Source organism: Devosia sp. SL43, from assembly GCF_021729885.1.
Classification (GTDB): Bacteria; Pseudomonadota; Alphaproteobacteria; order Rhizobiales; family Devosiaceae; genus Devosia.
The window spans coordinates 1,700,551-1,726,273 of the sequence record NZ_CP063401.1; the positions used below are offsets into that span (position 1 = coordinate 1,700,551).

The 25,723-nt window shown below is 61.5% G+C and carries 23 protein-coding genes, 1 pseudogene and 1 riboswitch; of the genes and pseudogenes, 10 read left to right on the forward strand and 14 right to left on the reverse strand.

The features are described 5' to 3' along the window. Positions 1-9 precede the first annotated feature (9 nt). Entirely contained in the window at positions 10-1,272 is a 1,263-nt protein-coding gene (locus tag IM737_RS08380) for an RNA polymerase sigma factor (RefSeq protein ID WP_236899462.1), read from the reverse strand. Positions 1,273-1,317: 45 nt separating this feature from the next. After that, a complete protein-coding gene (locus tag IM737_RS08385) occupies positions 1,318-2,181 on the reverse strand; it encodes an alpha/beta fold hydrolase (RefSeq protein WP_236899463.1) in 864 nt (287 codons plus the stop codon). A gap of 157 nt (positions 2,182-2,338) precedes the next feature. Between IM737_RS08385 and IM737_RS08390 the strand changes: the two genes are divergently transcribed. Beyond that, positions 2,339-2,965, forward strand: coding sequence for a hypothetical protein (locus IM737_RS08390; RefSeq protein ID WP_236899464.1), 627 nt, complete (start codon positions 2,339-2,341; stop codon positions 2,963-2,965). Here IM737_RS08390 and IM737_RS08395 read toward each other — a convergent pair. Further along, entirely contained in the window at positions 2,962-3,474 is a 513-nt protein-coding gene (locus tag IM737_RS08395; protein WP_236899465.1) for a DUF2867 domain-containing protein, read from the reverse strand. The two genes, IM737_RS08390 and IM737_RS08395, sit on opposite strands and share 4 nt — an antisense overlap. A 110-nt stretch (positions 3,475-3,584) precedes the next feature. Next, positions 3,585-4,292: a response regulator transcription factor CtrA gene (ctrA, locus tag IM737_RS08400; protein WP_236899466.1), complete on the reverse strand. Its 708-nt coding sequence runs from the start codon at positions 4,290-4,292 to the stop codon at positions 3,585-3,587. Positions 4,293-4,712: 420 nt separating this feature from the next. On the opposite strand from ctrA, the gene fliI reads away from it, so the two are divergent. Both fliI and fliJ read left to right on the forward strand, forming a co-directional pair. Then, the gene (gene fliI, locus IM737_RS08405) at positions 4,713-6,041 is read left to right on the forward strand and encodes a flagellar protein export ATPase FliI (RefSeq protein WP_236899468.1); all 1,329 of its coding nucleotides are present in this window, start codon (positions 4,713-4,715) and stop codon (positions 6,039-6,041) included. Between the two features lie 52 nt (positions 6,042-6,093). Beyond that, positions 6,094-6,507 carry a flagellar export protein FliJ gene (fliJ, locus tag IM737_RS08410; protein WP_236899469.1) on the forward strand — a complete coding sequence of 138 codons (414 nt, stop codon included), beginning with the start codon at positions 6,094-6,096 and terminating at the stop codon, positions 6,505-6,507. Positions 6,508-6,570: 63 nt separating this feature from the next. Here the strand turns inward: fliJ and IM737_RS08415 are convergent, their stop codons facing one another. Next, entirely contained in the window at positions 6,571-7,218 is a 648-nt protein-coding gene (locus IM737_RS08415; RefSeq protein ID WP_236899470.1) for a thiamine diphosphokinase, read from the reverse strand. A gap of 62 nt (positions 7,219-7,280) precedes the next feature. Next, a riboswitch (TPP riboswitch) is annotated at positions 7,281-7,377 on the forward strand. Positions 7,378-7,447: 70 nt separating this feature from the next. On the opposite strand from IM737_RS08415, the gene IM737_RS08420 reads away from it, so the two are divergent. From IM737_RS08420 to IM737_RS08430, 3 genes are all read left to right on the forward strand, one after another. Continuing rightward, complete coding sequence (locus tag IM737_RS08420) at positions 7,448-8,455, forward strand: thiamine ABC transporter substrate-binding protein (protein ID WP_236899472.1); 1,008 nt, start codon at positions 7,448-7,450, stop codon at positions 8,453-8,455. A gap of 157 nt (positions 8,456-8,612) precedes the next feature. Continuing rightward, a complete protein-coding gene (locus tag IM737_RS08425; protein ID WP_236899473.1) occupies positions 8,613-10,211 on the forward strand; it encodes a hypothetical protein in 1,599 nt (532 codons plus the stop codon). Beyond that, entirely contained in the window at positions 10,198-10,836 is a 639-nt protein-coding gene (locus IM737_RS08430) for an ATP-binding cassette domain-containing protein (protein ID WP_236899474.1), read from the forward strand. The genes IM737_RS08425 and IM737_RS08430 overlap by 14 nt, the downstream gene beginning before the upstream one ends. A gap of 2 nt (positions 10,837-10,838) precedes the next feature. On the opposite strand, the gene IM737_RS08435 is transcribed toward IM737_RS08430, so the two are convergent. Both IM737_RS08435 and IM737_RS08440 read right to left on the reverse strand, forming a co-directional pair. After that, positions 10,839-12,770 (reverse strand): hypothetical protein, encoded by a 1,932-nt coding sequence (locus IM737_RS08435; RefSeq protein WP_236899475.1) that lies wholly within the window; start codon positions 12,768-12,770, stop codon positions 10,839-10,841. 48 nt (positions 12,771-12,818) lie between these two features. After that, a complete protein-coding gene (locus IM737_RS08440) occupies positions 12,819-14,108 on the reverse strand; it encodes an adenylosuccinate synthase (RefSeq protein WP_236899476.1) in 1,290 nt (429 codons plus the stop codon). Between the two features lie 159 nt (positions 14,109-14,267). On the opposite strand from IM737_RS08440, the gene IM737_RS08445 reads away from it, so the two are divergent. After that, positions 14,268-15,215, forward strand: a complete 948-nt coding sequence (locus IM737_RS08445) for a DMT family transporter (protein WP_236899477.1) — start codon at positions 14,268-14,270, stop codon at positions 15,213-15,215. Here the strand turns inward: IM737_RS08445 and IM737_RS08450 are convergent. From IM737_RS08450 to IM737_RS08475, 6 genes are all read right to left on the reverse strand, one after another. Continuing rightward, positions 15,212-16,060, reverse strand: a complete 849-nt coding sequence (locus IM737_RS08450; protein ID WP_236899478.1) for a DUF3592 domain-containing protein — start codon at positions 16,058-16,060, stop codon at positions 15,212-15,214. The genes IM737_RS08445 and IM737_RS08450 overlap by 4 nt on opposite strands. A 130-nt stretch (positions 16,061-16,190) precedes the next feature. Further along, positions 16,191-17,774, reverse strand: coding sequence for a phosphoglycerate dehydrogenase (serA, locus tag IM737_RS08455; RefSeq protein ID WP_236899479.1), 1,584 nt, complete (start codon positions 17,772-17,774; stop codon positions 16,191-16,193). 157 nt (positions 17,775-17,931) lie between these two features. Beyond that, positions 17,932-19,107: a phosphoserine transaminase gene (locus tag IM737_RS08460; RefSeq protein ID WP_236899891.1), complete on the reverse strand. Its 1,176-nt coding sequence runs from the start codon at positions 19,105-19,107 to the stop codon at positions 17,932-17,934. 1,053 nt (positions 19,108-20,160) lie between these two features. After that, entirely contained in the window at positions 20,161-20,403 is a 243-nt protein-coding gene (locus IM737_RS08465; RefSeq protein ID WP_236899480.1) for a hypothetical protein, read from the reverse strand. Further along, positions 20,400-20,570: a hypothetical protein gene (locus tag IM737_RS08470; RefSeq protein ID WP_236899481.1), complete on the reverse strand. Its 171-nt coding sequence runs from the start codon at positions 20,568-20,570 to the stop codon at positions 20,400-20,402. The genes IM737_RS08465 and IM737_RS08470 overlap by 4 nt, the downstream gene beginning before the upstream one ends. Positions 20,571-21,330: 760 nt before the next feature. Next, on the reverse strand, positions 21,331-21,795 hold the full coding sequence (locus IM737_RS08475; protein WP_236899482.1) for a MarR family winged helix-turn-helix transcriptional regulator: 465 nt from the start codon (positions 21,793-21,795) through the stop codon (positions 21,331-21,333). A gap of 49 nt (positions 21,796-21,844) precedes the next feature. Between IM737_RS08475 and IM737_RS08480 the strand changes: the two genes are divergently transcribed. Together IM737_RS08480 and IM737_RS08485 are read left to right on the forward strand one after the other, a co-directional pair. Continuing rightward, positions 21,845-22,378, forward strand: a complete 534-nt coding sequence (locus tag IM737_RS08480; protein WP_236899483.1) for an ester cyclase — start codon at positions 21,845-21,847, stop codon at positions 22,376-22,378. Positions 22,379-22,755: 377 nt separating this feature from the next. After that, positions 22,756-23,379 (forward strand): annotated as a pseudogene (locus tag IM737_RS08485) (tyrosine-type recombinase/integrase). A 292-nt stretch (positions 23,380-23,671) separates the two neighbouring features. Here the strand turns inward: IM737_RS08485 and IM737_RS08490 are convergent. Continuing rightward, positions 23,672-24,523: a MurR/RpiR family transcriptional regulator gene (locus tag IM737_RS08490; protein WP_236899484.1), complete on the reverse strand. Its 852-nt coding sequence runs from the start codon at positions 24,521-24,523 to the stop codon at positions 23,672-23,674. A gap of 223 nt (positions 24,524-24,746) precedes the next feature. On the opposite strand from IM737_RS08490, the gene murQ reads away from it, so the two are divergent. Next, on the forward strand, positions 24,747-25,682 hold the full coding sequence (murQ, locus tag IM737_RS08495) for an N-acetylmuramic acid 6-phosphate etherase (protein ID WP_236899892.1): 936 nt from the start codon (positions 24,747-24,749) through the stop codon (positions 25,680-25,682). Positions 25,683-25,723 lie beyond the last annotated feature (41 nt).

Here is a 25,723-nt window from a genome sequence, read left to right on the forward strand (position 1 = left end):
TCGGGCCGCTTAAGCTGTTTTTTCAGCTCTACCAAGTAGATAGGCCTTCTCGCGTTCGTTGCGCGTCAGCTCGGCCGCCCGGCGGAACTCCAGCGTCGCCTCGGTATGCCGCCCGAGTTTACTCAACATATCTCCGCGCACGCCAAACAGCAGATGATAGGTCCTGAGCGCCGGATCGTCCTTGATCGCGTCGATCAGCGCCAAAGCCGCGGCAGGACCCTCAGCCATGGAAACGGCCACGGCGCGGTTGAGCTCGATCACCGGAGACGGCGTCACCTGCCCGAGAACACCGTAAAGCGCTGAAATCCTCGCCCAATCGGTATCTCCAGCCTTGCGTGCTCGCGCATGGCAGGCCGCGATCGCCGCTTGCAGGGCATAGGGCGCATTGGCCCCGCCAAGTTCGACTGCCCGGTTGAGCGCTACCAGACCCCGGCCGATCAGCAACTGGTCCCAGCGCGACCGGTCCTGATCGAGCAACAGTACCGGTTCACCCCTGGCATCAGTGCGCGCGTTCAGTCGCGACGCCTGGATTTCCATAAGCGCCACAAGGGCGTGCACCTCGGAATCGTCTGGCGACAGTCGTGCCAGCACGCGACCCAGCCGCATCGCCTCCTGGCACAATTGCGGTCGCATCCAGTCTTCGCCCGCCGTGGCCGAATAGCCCTCGTTAAAAATCAGATAGAGCACGCCCAAGACCGACGACAGGCGCTCCACCCGCTCCTCACCACGCGGCACTTCAAACGGAATGCCAGCCTCGGCAATGGTCTTCTTGGCGCGCACGATACGTTGCCCGATGGTCGGTTCGGCCGCGAGGAAGGCCCGGGCAATCTCCTCGGTCGTGAGCCCGCCCAGCAGGCGCAACGTCAGCGCGACCCTTGATTCCGCAGGTAAAATCGGATGGCACGAGGTAAAAATTAGCCGCAGGAGATCGTCGCCAACATCATCGTCGAGGCTCTCGACCAGATCCGCCTCATGATCGGGCGCATCGTCCTCGATGATCCGACCGACCTCTTCAAGCTTGGTCGCCGCCATCTTGCGGTGACGAAAATAGTCGATCGCCTTGCGCTTGGCCGTCTGCATCAGCCAGGCGCCGGGATTGTTCGGCACGCCCGATTGCGGCCAGGTCCTGAGCGCGATGATCAGCGCATCCTGCGCCAGTTCCTCGGCCAGTGAAATATCGCGCACCATGCGCGTCAGCCCCGCAATCAGGCGGGGCTGCTCGATTTTCCAAACGGTGTTGATGGCGCGGTGGGTGTCGGATTCGCTGGTCATATCGGCGATCAAACCAGCATCGCTTTCCCACCGCAACATCGCAGGCTACTCGAACATGCCCTTGGGCGTTTCACCCTGAAGAAACGGCTCGATGAAGCCATGCAGTAGATCGACCTGATTGATCACCGCCGTATGCGACGTCGCCGGCAGTACGGCGAGCCGCGATGTCGAAAGCGGCTTACCCATGTCGCCGGGGGCACCGCCGCCCTTCAGCCGGAACAGGCTGACCAGATGCTCCAACGTCACCATGTCGGCATCGCCGGCAATGATCAGCATCGGCGTATCCAGTGCCTTGACCTCATCGCCCCAGGCCAGCGGCTCATGTTCAAGTGCGATCATGCGCTCGACAAAGGGCCTGAACCCATCCGGATTGGGCGCATACTGCTTCCATGCCTCCTCCATCGGCGACCCGATGAACATTTCGGGCACCATGGTCGGTATCATCTCGAGAAATTCGGGCTGCGAACCCGACATGTCATAGGCCACGGATGCCGCCACCAGTTGATCGACCTTTTCCGGGTGGTCTATGGCCAGCCTCAATCCGGCAGCAGCGCCCATCGAGTACCCAAACACATCGGCCTTCTCGATGCCCACCGCATCCATGAACTTGGCGACGTCATCGGCCAGATTGGGGTAGGTGACCGGTCGTTCGATATCATTGGTCCGGCCATGGCCCTGAAACTCGATGGCATAGACCTTATGCGTCTCGGCGAGCTTCGGGATGATCCCACCCATGGCGGGAATGTTCATGTACGCGCCATGCAGCACGACCAGCGGCTCGCCCTCGCCCGACACCTCGTAATACATCTGCATGCCATTGACCTCGACGGCCTGACCGACTGGTTCGGACTGGGCAAAGGCGGTGGTTGTCAGCAGCAGCGCGCCGACGAAAGCTGCGAAACGGATCATGGTCGTCTCCTCGGTTTGTACGCGGTCCCAACCGCGCTTCTGCCTACACAACGAGCCGCATTGCTCCCGATCGACACGCCTCCGGGAAAATTTTGTCGGTCAGCCTCCGTTCATGTTCCGGCGTCTATCTGGCGCACCGAACTCAAAGGGAACTCCAATGCGCGTCATCATTGCCTGCCTGCTGCTCACCACCACCGTCGCGCCTGTCATGGCCGAAGACTCGCCCTTGAAGGGCACCTGGATCAACTCCGTCGCGACCAGTGGCCTGCCAGCCCGCGATCCATGGGGGGAGGTCAAGCAGGTCTATCAGATCACCATCGGCGAGCACGCGGTGGTACTGGAAGAAACTCCTATCGCTGAACTTGCTGCCGCACTGGGCGGCGCTTCGCACAATTGGGGTGAAGCCGGCGGTGCCGTGACCTGGGCCTGCTTCGCCCGCGCCGCGGAAACACTCTGGCTCTACTCCGATGGCGAGATGGGCGACGGCAAGGTGACAGGCATTGGCATCGATGTGCGCGACGCTGCGCCTGCATCGGCGCAGTGTGCCGAATGGCCTGCAACGGTCGCCGTCGACCTCGGCCTGATGGGCATCGGCATGCCGTCCGACGTCATCGTCGGCAACTATCTGACCAGCGAGCCGGACGACTATGGCTGGATGCGCGCGATCAACGTGACGCCCCACGCCACCACGGCAGGCTTCTCGGTTTGGGAAGAACTCACCTTCCGCGCAAATGAGGACGGCACCATCAATGCCTTGGCTGTGTTTCAGGAGTCTGGCGACTAGGCTGCCACAATGCCCAGTTCCGCCGCGTTGTCGAGGCAACGCGCCACGATAATGCGGTGGAACGGGTAGACCGTGGCGAGATAGGCATTCCCAAGGATATTATGTGGGCGCACCCATGTACTAATGGCCACCAAGTCCTCGGGCACCGACCGCAGGATCGACACGCGAAAATCGAGATGCTTGTCGTCAGTGCCCAAGATGACCTCGTCTGGCGTCGCCGAATGCACTGCGAAGACGCCCGGATAACTACAATCCAAAACCTCCTGGCGCGTCGGCACGCGATATCCCTCCGAGCGGGCCGTCTTGAGCCCCAGCGGCGACACCAGCCCGTCGCGCAGGGCCAGCAGTCCCATCACCCAGCCCGGCATTTTGAAGAACGTCGCAATCGTCAGATCGGCGGCATCAGGCGCAGGATGCGGTAGCGGCACCCACTGGCCGTCGAGAAAATCACCATCGGCATAGTAGCGGCGCAGTGCACCGTCGTCTGGATAGATAAAGTCCTTGGCCACGGGCGGGTCCTCATGTCAGGGAGCCGCAAGGATAGGCCCAGGACAAAGCAAAACCCCGCGCGACGGTGTCGCACGGGGTGGAGCAGAGTGACGCAGGAGCCCTGGGAGGCTTAGGCGACGTTGTCGGCGTAGACTTCGCTTTCGTCGGGCTCGCGCAGCACATAGCCACGGCCCCAGACGGTCTCGATGTAATTCTTGCCACCGGTGGCCACGCTGAGCTTCTTGCGGAGCTTGCAGATGAACACGTCGATGATCTTGAGTTCGGGTTCGTCCATGCCACCATAGAGGTGATTGAGGAACATTTCCTTGGTGAGCGTCGTCCCCTTGCGGAGGGAGAGCAGCTCGAGCATCTGGTATTCCTTGCCAGTCAGGTGCACGCGCTGGGTCATTACTTCGACGGTCTTGGTGTCGAGGTTGACCGTAAGGTCGCCGGTCTGGATGACCGACTGGGCGTGGCCCTTGGAACGGCGGACGATGGCGTGGATGCGGGCCACGAGCTCGTCCTTATGGAAAGGCTTGGTCATGTAGTCGTCGGCGCCGAAGCCGAGACCGCGAACCTTGTCCTCGATGCCGGCAAGGCCGGAGAGGATCAGAATGGGCGTCTGGACCTTTGCCACGCGGAGGGTGCGAAGCACCTCATAGCCGCTCATATCGGGCAGATTCAGGTCGAGAAGGATGATGTCGTAGTCATAGAGCTTACCGAGATCGACGCCTTCTTCACCGAGATCGGTGGTATAGACGTTGAAACTTTCGGACTTCAGCATCAGCTCGATGCTCTGCGCCGTAGCGCTGTCGTCCTCAATAAGGAGTACCCGCATTATATTCCCCTTGTCATTCGTTCCTGCTGGAACCGTGGGACCTGGCCTGCCCACGCCAACCCTACTGGATATGACTGAACCCTAAGCCCAAATAGTTAACAAAGTTTAATTCGGTTCGGCAATACGCAAACGGCGTTAGGGTGAATTAAGTCTAAGTCATTGAAATTTATAGGTTAATCTTATCAATTTTTCTTAAGAAGATGGTTTAAGTAGCCGTCCTAAGCGACTCTCCGGACTCAAGCAATTGTGGCTATGTCAGGGGTTTGGACGGTGATCGGCGCAAAGCGGCAGACGGACCGGCCCGGCACCTGAAATAGCGCCTTTTGCTTAACGTTCAGTTACTGTGTGATTCGTCGGCTATGACGATTCGACCGGTGCGGAAACCATAGTTTCCCACCGCTATGAGCGAACGGGACGGATATGAAGGCCCTCATTTCGGCCATCGAGGCGATCGACGACATCGAGGTCTATGGCCGCGTGAAATCGGTGCAGGGCCTGCTGATCGAAATAGTCGGCCCGGTGCGCGAATTGCGCGTCGGCGGCCGCGTTCAGATCGAGACCGTCAACGGCGAGTTCCTGGCGGCCGAAATCATCGGATTCAAGGACGGTCACGCGCTGTGCCTGCCCTTTGGCCAGCTATCGGGTGTCCGCCTCGGCTGCAAGGCCGTGTTCCAGCGCCACGACGGCGCAGCCTTCCCGTCCGAGGGCTGGCTGGGCCGGGTCATCAACGCCAATGGCGAGCCCATCGACGGCAAGGGCCCTCTCCCGCGCGGCCCCACGGCCTATCCGCTACGTCAAAACCCGCTCCTGGCCCATGATCGCGTCCGCGTTGGCGGTCCGCTCGAACTTGGCGTCCGCTGCCTCAATACCTTCACCACCGTATGCGAGGGCCAGCGCCTTGGCATCTTTGCCGGCTCGGGCGTCGGCAAGTCGGTGCTGATGTCCATGCTGGCGCGCAACACCAATGTCGATGTCGCTGTCATTGGCCTGATCGGTGAACGCGGCCGCGAAGTGCACGAATTCATCCAGGAATATCTGGGCGAGGCCGGGCTGGCCAATGCGGTGGTCGTGGTCGCCACCTCCGACGAGGCCGCGCTGATGCGCCGGCAGGCCGCCTATATGAGTCTGGCGCTATCGGAATATTTCCGCGACCAGGGCAAGCGCGTGCTGTGCATGATGGATAGCCTCACCCGCTTTGCCATGGCGCAGCGCGAGATTGGCCTCGCCATCGGCGAGCCCCCGACCGCCAAGGGTTATCCACCGACGGTTTTCACCGAATTGCCACGATTGCTGGAAAGAGCGGGTCCTGGCACAGCTACGACGGGTTCTGTTACCGGACTCTTTACCGTTTTGGTCGAAGGTGATGATCACAATGAGCCCATTGCGGATGCCGTTCGCGGTATTCTTGACGGGCACATCGTGATGGAGCGCGGGATTGCCGAACGGGGTCGTTACCCCGCCGTCAACGTGCTCCGGTCCATCTCGCGCACCATGCCAGGTTGCGTGCCGGTCGATTTTCGTCCGGTCCTGGCCAAGGCAAGAGAACTCATGTCGATTTATTCCGACATGGAGGAGCTGATCCGGCTGGGGGCTTACCGGAAAGGGTCAGATCCACACGTGGACCGTGCGATCGCCATCTATCCCGCGCTTGAGGCTTTTTTGAGCCAGAGCCGGGAAGAGACGACGACCATCGCCGAGGGCTATAAGATGCTCGAAGCGATTGTTGCCGAAGCGGGCGCGGCGGCCTGATGGGACTGCGTATTGGTCCCGGAACTGACTTGGTGTGTAAGGAGTACAGGTCTTGAAATCGCGCAGCGAGAGCCTCATTCGGCTTAAGAAATTTCAGGTGGACGAGAAGCGGCGTCAGGTCGCTCAGATCGAGATGATGGTCAACGACTTCGAACGCATGGCGTCCGAACTCGACCAGCAGATCGAAATCGAGCACACCAAGACCGGCATCTCGGATGTCGCCCATTTTGCCTATTCGACCTTTGCCAAGGCCGCGCTCAACCGCCGGGACAATCTATTGGCTTCGGCCAACGATATGCGCGGCAAGCTCGAGGCGGCACAGGACGCCTTGGCCGAAGCCATCGAAGACCTCAAGAAGGTCGAACTGCTGGACCAGCGCGAACATCAGCGCGAGGCTGCCGAGCAGCTCAAGGTCGAACAGGCCGAATACGACGAAATCGGCCGGCTCCGCTTCCGCGGGCAGTAAGGTTCTGGCGGAACGCAAACGGGGCCCGCAAGCGCGGGCCTTTTGCGTTGCCACCTCGTGCCACTAAGCCTTCATCAAATCCCACAACCGCTCCTTGCCCAGGATCAGCAGCCACGGCGTCTCGCCGACGGGAATGATCTCTACTCGTCCGCCAATCCCCTCATTGGACGTGCCGATCAATCCGCCAGGCTCGAGCAGCAACCCATCCATTGGATAAAACAAGCCGCTCGACCGCTCGAACCGGATCGGCGCCAACGGATGGATCGACACCCGCTCGCGCAAGTCCGCCTCGAACGACGCCGCCCCGGTAACGGCCAGTGCCACATCTACCTCATCCACCAGCAACAACCGTCGTGTCGGCGCGTATTGCAACACGGCGCTGAGTGCCGCCAACGTATGGTCCAGCCGCTTGCCGGTCATTCCCAGCGCCAGAGTGACCGGTGCCTGCGTCGAATAGAGCGCCTTCTGGAAATCGGTGGTGATCTGCTCGGGAATATGAATGACACGTGTCCGGCTCTCCCACGCCACCCGATCGCTGATGGAATCGAGATCGCCGATGATCGCTACCGGCACCAATCCGGCATCGCCGATCGCATCGGCGCCACCATCGGCACCGACCAGGGCCACGCCTCGCTCCGCCAAGTCCCGCAGCAGACCAGAGTCCACGGCCCCCCCGCCGACAATGGCCATGGGGCCGTCGAATACGACCATTGGCGCATCCGTGGGGCGTACGGAAGTGTCTTGCACTGTCACAAAGCTCTCATTAATTGTGGGGCGTCTCGCTGGGGTGTTCCGGGTTTCCGGAGCTGAGAGTTACCCATTGAACCTGAACCAGGTCATGCTGGCGGAGGAAGTTCGAGATGGCAAGGGCGCCTCTCGTCGCGTCCGCCATTGACACACATCCCCTTCTTCATGGCCGCAACACCGAAGGGAATGACCCATGGTCAAATCTGCCCACCTCGTTGCTGCGGTCCTTACCGGACTGCTTGCTGCCCCGTCTTTCGCCGAAGAAGTGCCGATCCTCAAGATATACACCTATGACGGTTTCGCTTCCGAATGGGGCCCCGGCCCGGGCCTCAAGGCTGGCTTCGAGGCCATCTGCGGCGGTTGCATCGTTGAATGGATCGCTGCCGACAGCTCCATCGGCACGCTGCGCCGTGTCCAGCTCGAGGGCGACACGACCGAGGCGGATCTGATCGTCGGGCTCGACACCGCCATTGCCGGCGAAGCCCGTGATACTGGCCTTTTCGTCGACCATGGCCTCGATCTGAGCGGCCTCGACCTGCCCACGCCGTGGACGGATGCGCAGTTCGCCCCCTTCGACTATGCCCATTTCGCCTTCGTCTACGACACCGATAGCGTTGCGACGCCGCCAAAGTCCTTCGAAGGGCTGATCGCGCTGCCTGAAGATTTCAAGATCGCCATCCAGGATCCTCGCTCCGCCACGCCCGGCCTCGGTCTGGTGCTGTGGATCAAGGCCGCCTATGGCGATCGCGCGCCCGAAATCTGGGCCGGCCTCAAGCCTCATATCCTCACCATCACCCGCGAGTGGAGCGAGAGCTACAATCTCTTCCTCGAAGGCGAGGCGGATATGGCGCTGAGCTACACCACCTCACCCGCCTATCACATCGTCTCGGAGCAAGACGACACGATCAAGGCCGCCCTGTTCGACGAGGGCCACCTGGCCCAGACCGAGGTTGCGGGCATTCTCAAGTCATCCGATCACCAGGAACTGGCCAAGCAGTTCCTGGCCTACCTGACCTCGGTTGATGGCCAGAAGGTCATCCCCACGACCAACTGGATGTTGCCGGTCATCGATCTGGGTGCCGACCTTGACCCCACCTTTGCCACCCTGCCCCAGCCCGCGAAGACGCTTGTGCTGACCGACACCGAGATCGAAGCCAACAGCCAGGCCTGGATCGACGAAATGCTGGCGGCGGTACAGTAGTCCGAGCGAAGATTGTGGTTATGACCACCCCCACCCTCATTTCCTCCCCACAAGGGGGAGCGAAGCTCGCTCCGTTGCGGTGGCCGAACTTTGCCACGGGCCGCAGCCCCATCACCTCCCTCCCCCTTGTGGGGAGGGACCGAGGGGGGGGGTTGTGATGCCTCAACTAGCCCTGCCTCCCCGCCCCCTGCGCGTGGCCTCGGCTATCACCCTCGCGCTGGCCATCACCATCCTCATCGCCCTCGTCCTCTGGGCCATCCTCGCCGCCGCCACCGACAGTGAAGGCTCCGGCTCGCGGGTCGATATCGCCCACCTGCTGCGCATGACATCGATCCAGGCCGGCCTGACCACTGTGCTGTCCCTGGCCGTCGGCACGGCCCTCGCATGGGCGCTCAACCGCCTGCGTTTCCCGGGGCGCGACCTGGTGGTCGGCCTCTTCGCCTCGGCCATCGTCACTCCAGGTATGGTGGTCGCCTTCGGCATGCTGTCGATCTGGGGCCGCAATGGCTGGATCAATCAGGCCAGCGAAGCCCTGTTCGGCGTGCCTTTGGGCAATCCGGCCTTCGGTCTCTCCGGCATCCTCTTCGCCCATGTCATCCTCGACGGCGCCTTCGCCGCCCGCATCATCTTGGCCCGGCTCGACGCCATTCCGACCGCACGCCTCAAGACCGGCCAGTCCCTTGCTCTATCGGCGTGGCAACGCTTTTCCATCATCGACTGGCCGGCTTTGCGCGGCACCCTGCCCGGCCTCGCCGCAATCATCTTTCTCCTCGCCTTCACCAGCTTTCCCATCGTGCTGCTGCTCGGTGGCGGCCCCGCCAACCAAACGCTCGAAGTCGCCATCTATGCCGCCGTGAGGCAGGATTTCGACCTAGTGGGCGCCGTGCGCTTGGCTGCAACACAGATCGCCGTCTGCTCTGTCGTGATCCTGGCGGCCTCCGCTTTGGCACCCATTCCCGCCAGCTTCGGCGCCTCAGTCGCTCCGCGCTGGCGTGACCGCTCCGTGGCTCGGACCCTGCAATGGTTGGTGCTGGCCCTGTCGACCGTGATCTTCGTGCTGCCGCTGGCCTCCGTACTGGTCAACGGCCTCACCACTGGCCTCGGCAGCCTGGTGGCGCAGCCTGCCTTCTGGCGGGCGACAGTCAGCAGCCTCGTCATAGGCTCGGCATCGGCAGTCTTCACGCTCGCCCTGGCACTGCTGCTGGCACTCGGCCGGGCTGCAACGCCCAATCGCCTCATGCGAACCCTGCTCGGCATGCCCGTCTTTGCCTATCTGGCAGTGCCAGCTGTGGTTTTGTCACTCGGCTTCTTCCTGCTTGTTCGTACACTGGGAGTGTCACCTGCCATCGCAGCGCCCTTCGTCGTCATCCTGGGCAACAGCCTGCTTGCACTCCCCTTCGCCATGGCGACCCTCGGACCGCCGCTCGAGGCAATAGCCCGCACGCGCGGCAAGCTGATCCGCTCGCTTGGACTCTCCGGCTGGTGTCAATTCGCCTTTGTCGAATACCCCCTGCTTGGCAAAGATATCGGCATCATGCTGGCGCTGGCCTTCTGCTTCTCCCTCGGCGATCTCGGCGTCATCGCCCTGTTCGGCACGCAGGACTTCCAGACCCTACCCCTGATGATGTTCCGCGCCTTGGGCGCCTATCGCGGCAATGACGCGGCCGCAATTGGCGCATTGCTGCTGCTTGGCACCATCGTCGCCTTTGTGGGTCTGCCCCGCCTCTTCGAAAGGATCGCCAATGCTACGCGTTGACGAACTGCGCTTCGCCCATCCCGGCCAAAGCGAGCCCTACAATTTCAGCTTCATCGCCGCGCCCGGCGAGGTTACTGCGATTTCCGGTGCCAGTGGCTCCGGCAAATCCACTCTGCTCGACTTGCTTGCCGGGTTCCTTACGCCCCTTAGCGGACGCATCGATCTCGACGGCAAGGACTTGCTGGCATTGCCACCGGAAGCCCGCCCGGTCTCGCTGCTGCTGCAGTCGGAAAGCCTATTCGAGCACCTGCGCGCCGATCGAAATATCGAGCTTGGCCTGCCGGCCCATACTGGCCGATCGGAAGCCGCTGCCCGCATCGCACAGGTATTGGCCGAAGTTGGTCTCGAAGATGTCGGCCCCCAGGTCGCCTCGACCCTGTCGGGCGGCCAGAAGCAGCGCGTCGCTCTGGCGCGAACCCTGTTACGCGACCGGCCCGTGCTGCTGCTCGACGAACCGTTTTCAGCGCTCGACGACGAAACCCGCGTCACGACCCGAGACCTGGTTCTGACCCTGACCCGGCGCCACGCTTGGCACACCATTCTGGTCAGCCACCACGCCGACGACGTCGCAGCATTAGCCAGCCGACGCTATCGGCTGGCCGCGGGGCGTTTGCTGGAAGCCTGAACTTACTGGGTCCAGGTACCGAAAACCTTGTCAAACAGCGCCTGTGCCGTCTCATCCTTCTCGAGGGTGATGATGGCGTTCCGGCCAGTGCCATAGACGACCGCCAGATCCATCCACTTGCGGTTCTCGAGCAGGTCGGTATTGGCCGTCGCATCGTCTGGCGATGCGCTCAGAGCGAACAGGAACGAGTTGCCGACGACGCGCGCCGAGGCGCCCACCAGCGGCGTGCCCGGCACGAGTTCCTCATCCTTGAGCAAGACACCCGGCAGGCTGGCAATCGTGCCACCGATAAACGTGTCGTTGACCTCGAAATCCACCTCCATCAGGTGGCTCGCTGGCAGGCTCGGATCGGAGTTCTTGCGAATGGTGACGTTGACGCCCAGATTGCGCGCCGGAATGCTGGCATGGCCAATCAGCGTGGGCAGGCCCAGTTCGTCGACCCCTTCGCTCCATTCCACCGTACCGGAGAACGGCACGGCGCCGGTCGTGCCGCTCGGGCTGGCCTCCAGCAGCAGCGACTGGCTGCCTGCCAGCACCGCCGGATCGACCGAAGCCGCCGGATCATTGGCGGCAACCGTTGTCGCATCCTGTCCCGGAAGCCGCTCCTCGGTCTTAATTTCACCGGTACCCAGATCGGGCAGCGTGGTTTCGTTGCCGGTCGGCACGACTGGCTCAGGAGTAGGCTCCAGCCTGTCCTCAAGCTCCAGACCTTCCAGCGCCGTCGATGGTTCGGTTGCGGCGTTAGTCGCCGTATTGCCGGGCGCCGCCGCAGGATCGGTCGATGACACCGCTGGCGCGGGTTCGACAGGATCGAGCGTGGGCGTCGGCACGGCGGGCGTATCAGTGGCCTCGGCAACAGTAGTTGTCGGCTGATTGAACATCTGGTCGAGGTCGATATAGCCCTCGCGCCACGCCCAGAAGCCGGCTCCGCCGACACCAGCCAGCAAAATCACGAAAACGATCAGGAATATCGTCAGGCCCGGCCCCGAACGTCCGGTAGCAGCAGTCGATGCAAAGCCGCTATCGTCGACCGCTGCACTGTCGGTGCTCCTTGGCGCCGCGAACATCCGGTCAGCCGCAACTTGGGCCGGTTCCGGCAATTCGGGCGTCGTCTCGCCACGGGCTTCGCGATCCAGCGTCTCGATTGCGCTTGCGATCGCGCCTTCAGCCTCGATCGTATCGGCTGGCTGAATGGCCTCGAGCTCGACCTCGCGCACGCTCGACAGAGCCGGCTCGACATGGGCGACAGCCAACGGCGTCACGACCTGAAGCGCGACCGCCTGATTGCCGCTGATCGACGGCTCGATACGGCTGCTGGAGCGAATGGGTTCGGCAGCCGAATTGGCAGCCAGCGGCATCGAATCGCGGCGCGGCTCGAAACTCGGCGATTTGAGCGGCGCATCGATCTGCCGCACATTGGAAGGCGGTGAAGACGGCTCGGATCGCGACGGTCGAGAATCGATCTTGGGCTTGGCCGCCTGCACCTCTGACACCTTGGCGCCAGACGTTGCCGCTGCCTGCTCGATAATCTCTTCGATCGACATCGTGTCTGTCGACTTTTCGGCCACGGGCGCCGGCTTGGGCGCCTCTGGCACCACGACCGGCTTAGTCTCGACGGGCTTTATTGCGGCTGGTTTGGGTGGCTCGACGGGCTTCGGCTCGGGCGGCTTGGCGGCCTCCACAGGCCTGGGCGCCATGGCGTCGCGCCCAAGCGTGATGATCGCCTCGCTGGCTTCCTGCTCGACCTGGCGGATGCAATCCTCAAGCTGCAGACGATGCTGGGTAATATCGCGCGCCGGCAATGGGGGCGTAATCGCCCGCAGTTGACCCACGAGAGCTGAACGCGCCTTCTCATAAACCGCACGACGTGCGGCCCCATTATTCTCTGGCAGCGCCGAGATCGCCCGGCGCAACAGCTCTTTGTAGTCCGCCATTGGTTACTTGGTACTCACGATTGCTGCGACGTGTTGTAACAAAAAAACTTAGTCTTGGAATGGGTCAACCACAAGGATGGTATCCAACCGTTCCGGGCTCGTCGAAAGCATCGCGACCGGAGCCCCGATCAGCTCTTCGATGTATCGGACATATTTGATCGCCTGTGCGGGCAATTCGGCCCAGCTCCGGGCGCCGGCGGTGGTTTCCGACCAACCTTCGAGCGTCTCGTAAATCGGCTTAACCCGCGCTTGTGCCCCCATTGAGGCAGGCAAATAATCAATCCGTGATCCATCGAGCTCATAGGCCACGCAGACCTTGATCTCCTTGAGGCCATCCAGCACGTCGAGCTTGGTGAGCGCGATGCCCGAAATGCCCGAGGTCTTGACCGTCTGGCGCACCAGCACGGCATCGAACCAGCCGCAACGACGCGGGCGGCCGGTATTGACGCCGACTTCACGGCCCACCGTTGCCAAATGGCGGCCGATGTCGTCGTCGAGTTCACATGGGAACGGGCCTTCGCCGACGCGGGTCGTATAAGCCTTGGTGATGCCAAGGACGTATCCGATGGCTGTCGGCCCCAGGCCCGAACCAGCTGCCGCCTGCCCAGCCACGGTGTTCGACGAGGTCACGAACGGATAAGTGCCGTGATCGTTGTCGAGCAACGCACCCTGCGCGCCCTCGAACAGGATACGCGCGCCTGCCTTGCGCTTGTCGTCGAGCACCTTCCACACCTGGTCCATAAAGGGCAGGATTTCAGCGGCGACGGCCATCAGCTCGTCGTAAATCGTCGCCGCCTCAATCTCGACCAGGCCAAGGCCGCGCCGCAGCGCATTGTGGTGGGTCAGCAACCGCTCGATCTTGGCCAGCAGCGTATCGGGCTCGCTGAGATCGATCAGACGGATGGCGCGACGGCCAACTTTGTCCTCATAGGCCGGACCGATACCGCGTCGGGTCGTGCCGATCTTGAGCCCGGAATTGGCGTCTTCGCGGATACCGTCCAGCTCGCGATGGAGCGACAGGATCAGCGGGGCATTGTCGGCGATGCGCAGGATTTCCGGGGTGATCGTGATCCCCTGCCCGCGCAGCTTTGCCATTTCTTGGACGAAGTGGTGCGGATCGACGACCACGCCATTGCCGATGACCGAGAGCTTGCCCTGCACCAGGCCCGAGGGCAGCAGCGCCAGCTTGTAGCTCACGCCATCAATAACCAGTGTGTGCCCGGCATTGTGGCCGCCATGGTAGCGCACCACCACATCGGCGCGCTCCGAAAGCCAGTCGACGATCTTGCCTTTGCCCTCGTCACCCCATTGCGAGCCGACGACAACCACATTAGCCATTGAAATTCTTCTCCAGGATAGGCGCGACACAAAGGGCCCGGCGTCCAGCGCCGCACCCTTCCCCACTTGGACGTCTGTCCCCCCGGCCACCTTGGGTGTGATTTTGATCGTGGCCGAATAACTGCTAAGTCCGACTGTCCATACATCACCCTGAAGACGATGACAAAGCCGCAGACCAACGAAAATCGCGGCATATCGGCCCGCCTGCTCGACCAACCATACCTGCTGCTGATTCTGGCGCCGCTGTTCTGGGGCGGCAATGTCGTGGCCGCCAAGCTGGTCGTCGGCGAGATCGACCCGTTCCTGCTGCTGGCGGCCCGCTGCGTCGGCGCAACACTGTTCATTCTGCCGTTTTCATGGCGATTTTTGAAAGCGGACTGGCCGGTCATCAGCCGCACTTGGCCGCTCCTCATGGCGTTCGGCGCCATCGGCTATGCACTCTTCAACGTGCTGCTCTATGTGGGACTGAGCACAACCACTGGCGTGAACGCCGCTATCGTCCAGGCAGCCCTGCCCATGATGATTCTTGCCGCCAACTTCATTGTTTTCCGCACCCGCGTGAAACCGCTCCAGATCGCGGGCGTCATCATCGCCATCATGGGCGTCATGCTGACTGCCACGCATGGCGACCTCGGCCGCATCCTCGGCCTCGACATCAATGTCGGCGACGGCTTTGTTATTCTGGCCTGCCTCGCCTACACCGCCTACACGCTGGCCCTGAAGTACCGCCCCAATGTCCACATGATGAGCTTCATGGCCGTCGCCTTCTCCGGCGCGGCTCTGACCGGGCTGATCATGTTGCAGCTTTTCGGGAATGGCATAGCTTCGTTCGCCACCATCCCGCAGATGTCGCCCACCGTTTGGGCCGTCATCATCTACGTGATGATCTTCCCATCCATGTTCAGCCAGGTCTTCTATGCGCGTGGCGTCGAACTGGTCGGCCCAAACCGGGCTGCACCGAGCCATAACCTGATCCCGGTATTCGGTGCGTTGGGCTCGGTCATCATCCTGGGCGAGCGGCTGGAGCTTTACCACTACATCGCAGCGATCATCATCGTCGGGGGTATCGTTCTGGCGGAATGGACCGCGCGAGGCAGGCAGATCTAGGTGCCGCGCCGACCGAACTGCCCCCTTGCTGTCGAACGCGGTGCTGCGACCGGAGATGCTGAAATAACCGGCGGGCGAACGGGGCGCGTTGGCGCAGCAGGTGGCGGAATCGAATCGCGCAATGCCTGCGCGCTTTTGGCGAATCCCCAAATTCCCAGGATCAGGAACACGAGCTGGGCAGCAACGAAGTAGAGAGCGAACTGTAATGAGAACGAGAAATCCAGCTCGCTTCGCGATGGATCGAGCGGGTCGTAGGTGACCTCGGCGGCACCAGCCTTGACCGTCCGCGGCGCGGTGTACTCGAACTGGTTTGCCGTGCCGGTGACGATCTGACCGTCCTCGGTCAAGAACTGATAGTGAATTCGTCGGATATCTGGGCCGATATCGGGGGCAGGCTCTGCGCTCAATATCTGGGCAACAACCGTCCGCCCCTGCTCGGCCAACCGATAATCATCGACCAGCGGACCGATGCCGAAGGTCAGCCCATAGGCGCCGTAGAGGGTCCCAGCGCTATAGATGCAGAGCGACAGCAGCCGGGTTGGCGTTGTCGTGCCGACGCCCTCCTCATCATCGGGCAAGCCGGCGCGGATACGCGCCAGCATGAAGGCGACAGCGACGGCAACAATTGCAATGCCGAACATGATAGGCAGGAGGTGTTGCGCCACGACCAGGGTCGCCATGTCGCCACGAAAGCCGCTATGCGGCAGGTCAGAACCCGCCATCGTTGTTGCGATGAACAGTGCGCCGACAAAGTGCACGAGGCCATAGGCCAGAACGCCCAGCCCGGCTAGAGCACCCATTGTGCCGAGTGCCAGAGAAACGCAGTAGCGCATCAGTGAAATCATGAGGCCCCTCCTGCACCACCTTTGGCACAAGGTATCGAGGCGTCAAATCACTGGCTGCCCAGAGGGTTAAGCCTTGGTGGCATGATGGCCCGGGGGTGTGCGCACCACCCGGGCCGGAGTCAGGAAATGCCTAGAACCGCAGCGCCTTAGCTTGCTTGACGCCTTCGAGCGCGGCGATCTCCGCCAGTTGCGGGTCGGTCAGCGTGCCATCGATCGACACCAGCGCGATCGCATCGGCTCCGACATCGGCGCGGCCGAGGTTGAAGTTGGCGATGTTGATGCCGAGCTTGCCGAGCAGCGTGCCGAGACGGCCGATATGGCCCGGCTTGTCCTCGTTGGTCACATAGAGCATGGATGGCGTCAGTTCGGCCTCCATGTTGATATCCTTGACCTGGATTATGCGTGGCTTGCCGTTGGCAAAAATCGTGCCGGCAACGCCGCGGACCTGACGCTCGGTGGTCACCGTCAGACGAATGTAGCCCTCATAGGCCCCCTGGCGGTCACGGGTCGTGGTCTCCACGGAAATCCCGCGATCCTTGGCGATCTGCGGTGCCGAGACCATGTTGATATCGCCCAGCGACGGCTTGAGCACGCCATTGATGGTAGCGGCAATCATCGGCTTGACGTTGAGGTCGGCGACATTGCCCTCGAACTCGATCTTGATCCCGGTGATGGCGGTTTCGGTGAGCTGGCCAGCGAAGGAGCCCAGCGCTTCGGCCAGCTTGACCCATGGCGTCAGGATGGGTGCTTCCTCGGCCGAGATCGACGGGAAATTGAGCGCATTGGTGATTTCGCCGCTCATCAGATAGGCCGAGATTTGCTCGGCAACCTGCAGGGCGACGTTTTCCTGCGCTTCGGTGGTTGCAGCGCCAAGATGGGGCGTGCAGATCACATTGGGCAGATCGAACAGCGGATTGTTCTCGGCCGGCTCTTCAAGAAACACGTCCAGCGCCGCACCGGCCACCTGGCCAGACTTAAGCGCATCATACAGAGCCGTCTCGTCGATGAGACCACCGCGCGCGCAATTGATGATACGCACGCCCTTCTTGGTCTTTCTGAGGGCCTCGGCACTGATGATGTTGCGCGTGGCATCGATCAGCGGCGTATGCAGCGTGATGAAATCGGCGCGTGCCAACAGATCGTCGAGCTCGACCTTTTCGACGCCGAGCGTCTGCGCGCGTTCCGGGGTGAGGAACGGGTCGAAGGCAATGACCTTCATGCGCAGACCAATGGCGCGATCGGCGACGATCGAGCCGATATTGCCGGCGCCGATCAGACCTAGCGTCTTGTTGGTGACTTCGACGCCCATGAAGCGGTTCTTTTCCCACTTGCTGGCGCGGGTCGATGCATCGGCCTCCGGCAGTTGGCGGGCCAAAGCCATCATCATGGCAATGGCATGCTCGGCCGTTGTAATGGAATTGCCGAAGGGCGTGTTCATCACGATAATGCCCTTCTTGGTCGCCGCCGGAATGTCGACATTGTCGACACCGATACCGGCGCGGCCGATCACCTTGAGATTGTCAGCAGCAGCGATGATCTTTTCGGTGATCTTGGAGGCCGAGCGGATGGCCAGACCATCATACTGGCCGATCACGGCGAGCAGCTTGTCCTTGTCCTTGCCCAGATCGGGCAGATAATCCACCTCGACACCGTTGTCCTTGAAGATCTGGACGGCGGTAGGGCTGAGCTTGTCGGAAACGAGAACCTTGGGCATAGGAGCCCTCCTGATGAATGAGTGTGTGGAGAGAACCCCCACCCTAGCCTCCCCCTGAAGGAGGGGGAGGAGTGGCTCCGCGTTCGGGGCAGCATGTTGCCCGAAACTCGATCAGCCCCCTCCCCCTTAAGGGGGAGGTTGGGTGGGGGTGGAGCAGTTAAGCAGCAGCCTTGTTCAAGGCGGTCAGTTCTTCAGCAAACGCATAATCCAGCCACGGCACCAATGCTGCCAGATCCGACGTCTCTACCGTCGAGCCGGCCCAAATGCGCAGGCCTGACGGAGCGTCCTTGTAGGCACCGATGTCATAAGCCACACTGGCCTTATCCAGACGCGACACGATAGCCTTGGCGAACGCCGCCTGCTTGTCGGCATCAAGCGCCGTCACTGCAGGATCAACGATCGAGAAGCACACCGATGTATTGGAGCGGTTGGCCGGGACCTTGCCCAGGAAGTCGACCCAGTCGGTCTTGGCGACCCAGTCGGCCAATACGTTGAAATTGGCGTCGGCGCGGGCCTGCATGGCCTTGAGGCCGCCCAGCGACTTGCCCCATTCCATGGCGTCGATGGCATCTTCAATGCAGATCATCGACGGCGTGTTGATCGTCGCCGCCTCGAAGACTTCCTCAAGCAGCTTGCCGCCCTTGGTCAGGCGGAAAATCTTGGGCAGCGGCCGATCGGGCTTGAACGTCTCCAGCCGTTCGACGGCGCGCGGCGACAGGATCAGCACGCCATGTGCGCCTTCTCCACCCAGCGCCTTCTGCCAGGAGAACGTGACGACATCGAGCTTGGCGAAATCGAGGTTCTGCGCAAAGGCGGCCGAGGTCGCGTCACAGATCGTGAGGCCCTTGCGGTCCGCCGCGATCCAGTCTCCATTCTCGACGCGCACGCCCGAGGTCGTGCCATTCCAGGTGAAGACTACATCGCGGCCGAAATCGACCTGGCCGAGATCGGGAATTTCGCCATAGGGCGCCTTGAGAATGCGAACGTCGTCGAGCTTGAGCTGCTTGCTCACATCGGTGACCCAGCCCTCGCCGAAGCTTTCCCAGGCCAGCATGTCGACGCCACGGGCACCCAACATGCCCCACATGGCCATTTCGACGGCGCCGGTATCGGACGCGGGGACGATGCCGATCCGGTAGTCGGCTGGGACTTCGAGCAGTTCGCGCGTCAGGTCGATGGCGCGCTGGATGCGGGCCTTGCCCGGCTTGGAGCGGTGCGACCGGCCGACCAGCGCATTGGCCAGCGCCTCAACCGTCCAGCCAGGACGCTTGGCACAGGGGCCCGACGAAAAATTTGGGTTTGCCGGTTTCACCGCCGGCGCGATCAGTGGCATTGCAGCCATATCAAGCGACCCTCCCAGGTCTATGCGTCTCGCGTTAGGGCGAGATGTCCTGAGACCGGAGATACGCCCAATGAACGGCGATCGTCAATGGGTCTTCAAGTGTTGGTTTTTTTTGATCTGGTCACCAAAAGATTCCCTTTTGGCCAACCAAAACGGCGCCTCGCAGTCAGCGGATTCAATCAGCTAACCAAATTTGGATCGAAAAAAGCACGCTGCAAAAGCAGACCTTCTGTCCTTGAGGTGCGATGCCCCAGCCGAGCATAACTCTCTCAAACGGCCCTTTGGCTCTTGGCGAGGCCGGTCTCCCTTGACGAGTCTGAACAAGATGGTGGCACGTTGCTCACAGAAGACCGCCTGCACACAGAGGCCGCACCCATGCGAAAACCCGCCCGAGATCCTTTATCGGTGCCCACTGACACGGAAGCTGGCGCGCCTCGCACGCCACCACGCAAAGATGGTCGGCGACCGCTCGTGGTCTACCTCGAACCTTCGTTGATCAAAGATCTCAAAATGGAGGCCCTTGATCGAGACATCAATGTGTATGAGTTGGTCGAGGAAATCTTGAAGAAGCCGAGGGCGCAATCGTAGCCAGTCCACGTGGGACGTACCAATCGGCGCCGCACGTGGTTAGAACGTTTCACTGCCACAATGGCCCCCGGCCAGGTCCCAACCCTTCTGAAACAATCAGTCAGCTTCGGCCTGCCCTTCTGCTTAGCGCCCCATTTCGGCCGTTCAAGTAGCCTTGGCGATTTCCCCAAAAGCTGCCGTCCCCAAAGGTGCGGCAGACGGCTCAAATCGGGTGGAGGGGACAGGCAGTTTTTTGATGCCCAGACAATCAATGCGGACGCTGGATGATCGTCTCGTCAGGGCCGGGAGGCATTCCTTCAGTTCATGGTACCTTCAGGCAAGTGGCGGCCATACTGCTGGTGAAAACTGGTGCCTGAATTGGCCCAAGCTGCCATTGGCGAGTAACCAGCAGAAACGCCCGATGTGGCCACGAGCACCGGACATGGACAGCATGGACAGCCATGGATCACCAAGGCGCTAGCCTGTGATCTTGATCGAAAGCTCTACGTCCCAGAGGAGCTTGCGGGGCTCCACGCGATAGTCGGTCAGGTAGGCCTCGTAGCGGCTGACATAGGACTCCGACAACCCTGGATCGATGGGCTCGAACGCAGTGCAGGTCTCGCGGCCCCATTGCATGAGAGCCTGGTTGCCGCGCAGCCCATTGCCTCGATAAACCAGCGAAGCGTAGCGGCCACCGGGGAGCAGGCCGGGCGTGATCACGGAATTTCCGGCGCCGCCGCGTCGGTGAGAAAGCCCGCCTCGATCTCCATGACAGCGTTCATGTCGCAGTGGTAGTAGCGCAGGAAGTAAGGACCGTCCTCCTGCGTACCGGTGGCCTTGCTCCAGGTCCGCAACGCCTTGAGCGCACGGGTCGCAACTGCAAACATGCCTGAGAACGGAGTATGCAGGCGGATGCCCACGTATCGCCGATCTGGCTTCTCGACGACGCTGATCGGACCGATGATGTTTTCAGCCTTAATATCCCTCTCCCAGAACGCAGCCGCGTCGCCACGACGGCTTGAGTTTGACCCACGTTTGCACGGTGCTGAGCGCTTTTCCTGCTCGACAGCAGTCGACCTCATTTTGTCGTACGGGCCTCAGGGTTCGACATCCTAAAAGCTGCATCCGCCGTTCGCTATCGGGTGCCAGCATCGGTGCCCCTATTTCTGCCCTTGAGGCCCGTTCTTGGCTAGTCCCAGTCATGGAAGAAGATCCGTTACCGCGCGGCCACTTCCGTCCATTGCCATCGGAAAACTGGCGTGCTCATGAACGATTTTCCATAGCCCCACGCTGCGCCGCAGCACGACAGCCTGGAACTGCCCGGCATCCCAGGGACGAACTGAATACACCGTCGCCATGATGCGATAAGGCGTTCGAGCATTCCCATCTTGTTCAACTGGGCGGGCGCCCCACGGGATGGCCTGGGCGGCGGCTGTCCTCGGCACCCTTCCGACCAGGACCTCGTGCCACCGACTGTCCAGTCGCCGGAAACCGGGCACTGCAAGGGCTCGACCGGTCGGCCCTTGCATGATCGAGTTCAAAGCCCGGACCTTCGATCGGGGTCGGACTGCTATGCTTGCCGGGGGCAGATGACACATTCCCGCCTCGACAACATCGGCAGCCGACGCGCTTCAGGCTATAGGCTCGTCACCGGTTCGGATCCGCCTTGGCGATCTCGGTCAACTTGCTGCTCACTTGCCCCAATATCTTCGAGAACGCGTCAAGTTCCGCTACGGACAGGTGGCCGAAGAGCTGCTTGGCAAACTCGGTGGTCTCCGCCTTCAAAGTGGAGAATGCTTGCTGACCCTTTCCTGTCAGAACGACCAGTATCGCCCGTCTGTCGGTGGGATGTGCGGTGCGCTTCGCAAATCCGGTTTGCTCGAGGGCATCGATCAATGTGGTCACATTGCGTGGAGTGACCTTGAGTTGGGCAGCAAGGTCCCGCTGCGTCATCTGCGTGGCTTCGCCGAGGAACCAGAGCACCTGAGCCCTGGTCAGCGTCAGGCCCCGATCGGCGAGGCCACTCTCCATGTCCTCCTCCATCAGCGTCGTAACGAGAAGGAGCTGCGACAGCGTGTCGCTACATTTCGCCGTATGATCATCATCGTGCATATTATACACTATGTGTGCTGCTCAATTAAGTGTCAACCTGGAGTGCTCGATGAAGGTAACGTCGGCCAACGAAAACATCGAGATTATGAGGAACGCCTTTGCCGCCTTGGCGAGGAAGGACATCGACACCTGCATATCGTTTATGACGCCCGACTTCATCATAAACTTGGCTGGCGTACCGTACCAGATGCGTGGCCCCGACGCTTGGCGCAAGAATGCCGAGATATTCTTCAAAGCGTTTCCCGACATCAAGTTCGTCGAGGAGGATATGTTCGCAAGTGGCGACCGCGTTGCGGTGCGGTTCCGCTTCACTGGGACGCACAATGGCGATTTCCTTGGAAATGCCGCCACCGGCAAGAAGGTGTCGTACGACAGCTACGAGTTCTACCGCATCGCCGATGGCAAGATAGCCGAGGAGTGGATCTCCTCCGATATGCTGACCATCCTGACGCAGATCGGCGCCTTTCCCCCGCATCAGCTCATAGCGATGTACCTCTCAGGGTATCGTGTCTGGTTCGCGGCAATTCTTGGATTGGCTGCCGGCGCTGTAGCAGCGCTCACCCTGGGGTCCATGTTTAGTTAGGCCCTAAGGTTGGCCATTTTCTTCGAGGTGCACTTACACCTTATCGCGGTTGGCATGTAATATCTGCGTCCAACAGGAGCATGCCAAAGGCTGGGAGGGGCGCAGCGCGTAGAGTTTTCGGACCTACTTGCATTCCCAAGCGTCCCTGCCAGTATCCACGGAGCCTTCATGGCAATACATGACAGGGCTTCCAGCCCTCGTGTTGTCCACAATTAGCCCAGATCGCTCGCCAAACCCTGCCCGACCCGTCCGGAAAGGTGGGCGTTTTGCCGCCCTTTGCCACACTTTGCATGGCCTTGAATTTCCGGAAGCTCCGCCGCCAGTGAGGTTGCCATAGTCGTTCCTCCCACGGCCGCTTTGGTCGATGGAGAAGAGTGATGGGTATCTCACAGTACGACCCTGCTGCAGCAGGGAGGCCTGCATGGAATGCCGGCAGGCAGGTTGGAGCCAAACGCGCCCTAAAGATCAGGCAGATCTGGTCGATCCGCTTCTTTCTCGACCGAGAAGGCCGGATGAGAGACCGGGCGCTCTTTGATCTCGCTATCGACAGCAAGCTTCGAGGCTGCGATCTAGTGAAGGTCAAGATCGGCGCACTGTGGCTGGACCGGCCATCCGGTCCAAATCGATTGTGATCCAGCAGAAAACGGGCAGACCTGTTCAATTTGAAAACACCTCTGACACAAGAACCAGCCTGCTCGCCTGGCTCGAAAGACGAGGCGGCACGGTCGATGACTTCGCCTTTCCAAGCCGTGTTATTGCGCATGGTCACTTGAGCACCCGTCAATATGCAAGGCTGGTCGATGAATGGGTGAAAGCTATCGGCCTGACGCCTGAGGAGTACGGCACTCACTCGCTCCGCCGCACCAAGGCGTCGCTGATCTATAAGGCAACGGGCAATTTGCGAGCTATCCAGATACTGCTCGGTCATAGAGAACACAGTCCGCTATCTGGGCGTGGACGTCGACGACGCCCTCTCATTGTCCGAGGCGACCGAGATCTAGTGTTCAGCGTTTCGCCGGCGGTCATATGTCCAGTCGGCGAAGCGCCCCATTTCGGCCATTACCATGCTGCGGCCGCTGCCCGAACCGGACATGACCTAGAAGGGGGCATATCGGCACCTTTGCGCCCCATTTCAGACGTTCGGGCAGGCTTTTCGATTTCCTGAAAGCGGACGGTCCGATTCTGACAGCGGGAAAAACCAGACGCTTACCCTACGTTGTCGATTGCCAACCGCCCGACTGATCCGCACGCGCGGCCGTGCTCTCGGCCCCGCGCTCCGCCAGGGTGGACTGATTAACGCGGGTGTGTCACGTCGCGTGTCTTGAGCAGGGCATTGACCGTTTCGTCATAGCTCTGCCGGGCGACCCCCAAAAACAAGCAGTCGACAATGGTTAGCTGCGCGATGCGGCTTACCATGGCGCCAGCGCGCAGCCGGCTTTCGCGCGCATGGCTGATGAGGCGCTCCTGGGCCGCTTCTGCCAGCGGTGAACCGGGCGACCCAGTGACGGCCACTGTCAGCGCCCCCGCCTCCCGGGCGATCTCGATATAACGCACGGTGTCGGCAGTGCTGCCCGAGTGAGAAAAGCCCAGTGCCACTGTGCCCGCGGGCGAGAGCAGGGCGGCCGACCAGGCCTCATGGGAATCGGCCAACAGGAACGCATTGCGCCCGATGCGGAACAGCTTGTGGTGCAGGTCCTGAGCCACGAAATGGCTGGCACCGATGCCGAACAGCAGGATACGGTTGGCGCTGTCCAGGGCGGTGACGACGCGCCCGAGGGCGTCAAAATCGAGGCTGGTCACGGTCTCCTCGATGGCCAGCATTTCCAGTGACGCCAGTTTTGACGCCATTTCTTGCAAGGTGTCGGAGCGTGCGATTTCTGCGCCCAGCGTGATCCCGCCGCCAAACTGGGCGGCTTCGCGCCCAAGCTCGGTTGCCAGCGACATGCGCAGTTGCGCGTAGCCCGACAGGCCCAGCATTCGGCAGAAGCGGACCACGGTCGCGACAGAAGTAAGGCAGGCAGCGGCAAGGTCCGAAATGGTCATATCAAGGACCACGCCGGGATTGTGGCGGATAACGGAAGCGACCCGTTCCATGGCCGGGGTGAGCTTGTCGGACGACGCCTCGATGGTCGATTGTATTCCCAAGCTGGCCACCTCCCCCGTTCAGATGCCTTTCATGCATGAGTCGCAGGCCTGCGACGAGCAACTGTAATGGCGCTGAAACAAATATTCAGGAAATCTTCAATTTCTGAAAATCATTGACACATCTGCCCCGTCCTTTCTAGTCTCCCGCCCAGACCGGTCCAGATCTAAAGGATGATCGATGGTTCTGCCCCCCCCGCTCGGCCCAGCTCGGCGCATCGACAGCATGAGCATCGCTTTCGACGGACAGCGGGCCCTGATGAGCGAACTGGACCTGCTGGTGTCCGAGGGGCGCAATCCCGGCACGATGGGGATCGACATGATGTCGACCCGCGAAATCCTGACCACTATCAACAACGAAGATGCCAGCGTCGCCCACGCCGTGCAGGAGGTCATCCCGCAGATCGAGCGCGCGGTCGATGCGACCGTCACCGCCTTTGGCCAAGGCGGCCGGTTGATCTATTTGGGCGCCGGTACCAGTGGACGTTTGGGCGTGCTCGACGCATCGGAATGTCCGCCAACCTTTGGCGTGCCCTATGGTATGGTCGTGGGGCTCATTGCTGGTGGTCCCGATGCGCTGATGCGCGCCACCGAAGGCGCCGAGGATCGTGCCGAGGATGGGGCAGCAGACCTTACGGCTATCGACTTAACGGCGCGCGACGTCGTGGTCGGCATCGCGGTCAGCGGTCGTACGCCCTATGTCATCGGCGGGCTCAACCATGCGCACGCGGTGGGCGCGGTGACGGTTGCGCTGTCCTGCAATCCCGGCTCCACCATCGCGCAGATCGCCGATATTGCTATCTCGCCCGTCGTCGGGCCCGAGGCCTTAACCGGCTCGACCCGTCTCAAGTCTGGGACGGCACAGAAACTGGTACTTAACATGCTGACCACAGCCAGCATGATCCGCATCGGCAAAACCTATCAGAACCTGATGGTGGACCTGAATGCCAGCAACAAGAAGCTGCTGGCCCGCGCCGTGCGCATCGTCATGCAGGCCACCGATTGCAGCGCGCCCGAAGCTGAGGCGGTGCTGGGAAAGACCCATAACGACGTCAAGCTCGCCATTCTCGTGCAACTGACCGGCCTCGATGTCGGGGCGGCGGGCGCAAGCCTTAAATCGGCCGGTGGCTTTCTGCGCCGCGCCATCGAGGGCGGCACCTAACGGCGGTTTCCAATCCTGCCGGAGTACCGGCAGGCATGTTT

Excerpts from the sequence above, each read along its gene's own strand:
- IM737_RS08380 (WP_236899462.1), bottom strand. The coding sequence starts at position 1,272 with ATGACCAGCGAATCCGACACCCACCGCGCCATCAACACCGTTTGGAAA.
- IM737_RS08385 (WP_236899463.1), bottom strand. The coding sequence starts at position 2,181 with ATGATCCGTTTCGCAGCTTTCGTCGGCGCGCTGCTGCTGACAACCACC.
- IM737_RS08390 (WP_236899464.1), top strand. The coding sequence starts at position 2,339 with ATGCGCGTCATCATTGCCTGCCTGCTGCTCACCACCACCGTCGCGCCT.
- ctrA (WP_236899466.1), bottom strand. The coding sequence starts at position 4,292 with ATGCGGGTACTCCTTATTGAGGACGACAGCGCTACGGCGCAGAGCATC.
- fliI (WP_236899468.1), top strand. The coding sequence starts at position 4,713 with ATGAAGGCCCTCATTTCGGCCATCGAGGCGATCGACGACATCGAGGTC.
- IM737_RS08415 (WP_236899470.1), bottom strand. The coding sequence starts at position 7,218 with ATGGTCGTATTCGACGGCCCCATGGCCATTGTCGGCGGGGGGGCCGTG.
- IM737_RS08420 (WP_236899472.1), top strand. The coding sequence starts at position 7,448 with ATGGTCAAATCTGCCCACCTCGTTGCTGCGGTCCTTACCGGACTGCTT.
- IM737_RS08425 (WP_236899473.1), top strand. The coding sequence starts at position 8,613 with ATGCCTCAACTAGCCCTGCCTCCCCGCCCCCTGCGCGTGGCCTCGGCT.
- IM737_RS08430 (WP_236899474.1), top strand. The coding sequence starts at position 10,198 with ATGCTACGCGTTGACGAACTGCGCTTCGCCCATCCCGGCCAAAGCGAG.
- IM737_RS08435 (WP_236899475.1), bottom strand. The coding sequence starts at position 12,770 with ATGGCGGACTACAAAGAGCTGTTGCGCCGGGCGATCTCGGCGCTGCCA.
- IM737_RS08440 (WP_236899476.1), bottom strand. The coding sequence starts at position 14,108 with ATGGCTAATGTGGTTGTCGTCGGCTCGCAATGGGGTGACGAGGGCAAA.
- IM737_RS08445 (WP_236899477.1), top strand. The coding sequence starts at position 14,268 with ATGACAAAGCCGCAGACCAACGAAAATCGCGGCATATCGGCCCGCCTG.
- IM737_RS08450 (WP_236899478.1), bottom strand. The coding sequence starts at position 16,060 with ATGATTTCACTGATGCGCTACTGCGTTTCTCTGGCACTCGGCACAATG.
- serA (WP_236899479.1), bottom strand. The coding sequence starts at position 17,774 with ATGCCCAAGGTTCTCGTTTCCGACAAGCTCAGCCCTACCGCCGTCCAG.
- IM737_RS08460 (WP_236899891.1), bottom strand. The coding sequence starts at position 19,107 with ATGCCACTGATCGCGCCGGCGGTGAAACCGGCAAACCCAAATTTTTCG.
- IM737_RS08470 (WP_236899481.1), bottom strand. The coding sequence starts at position 20,570 with ATGTTTGCAGTTGCGACCCGTGCGCTCAAGGCGTTGCGGACCTGGAGC.
- IM737_RS08475 (WP_236899482.1), bottom strand. The coding sequence starts at position 21,795 with ATGCACGATGATGATCATACGGCGAAATGTAGCGACACGCTGTCGCAG.
- IM737_RS08480 (WP_236899483.1), top strand. The coding sequence starts at position 21,845 with ATGAAGGTAACGTCGGCCAACGAAAACATCGAGATTATGAGGAACGCC.
- murQ (WP_236899892.1), top strand. The coding sequence starts at position 24,747 with ATGAGCATCGCTTTCGACGGACAGCGGGCCCTGATGAGCGAACTGGAC.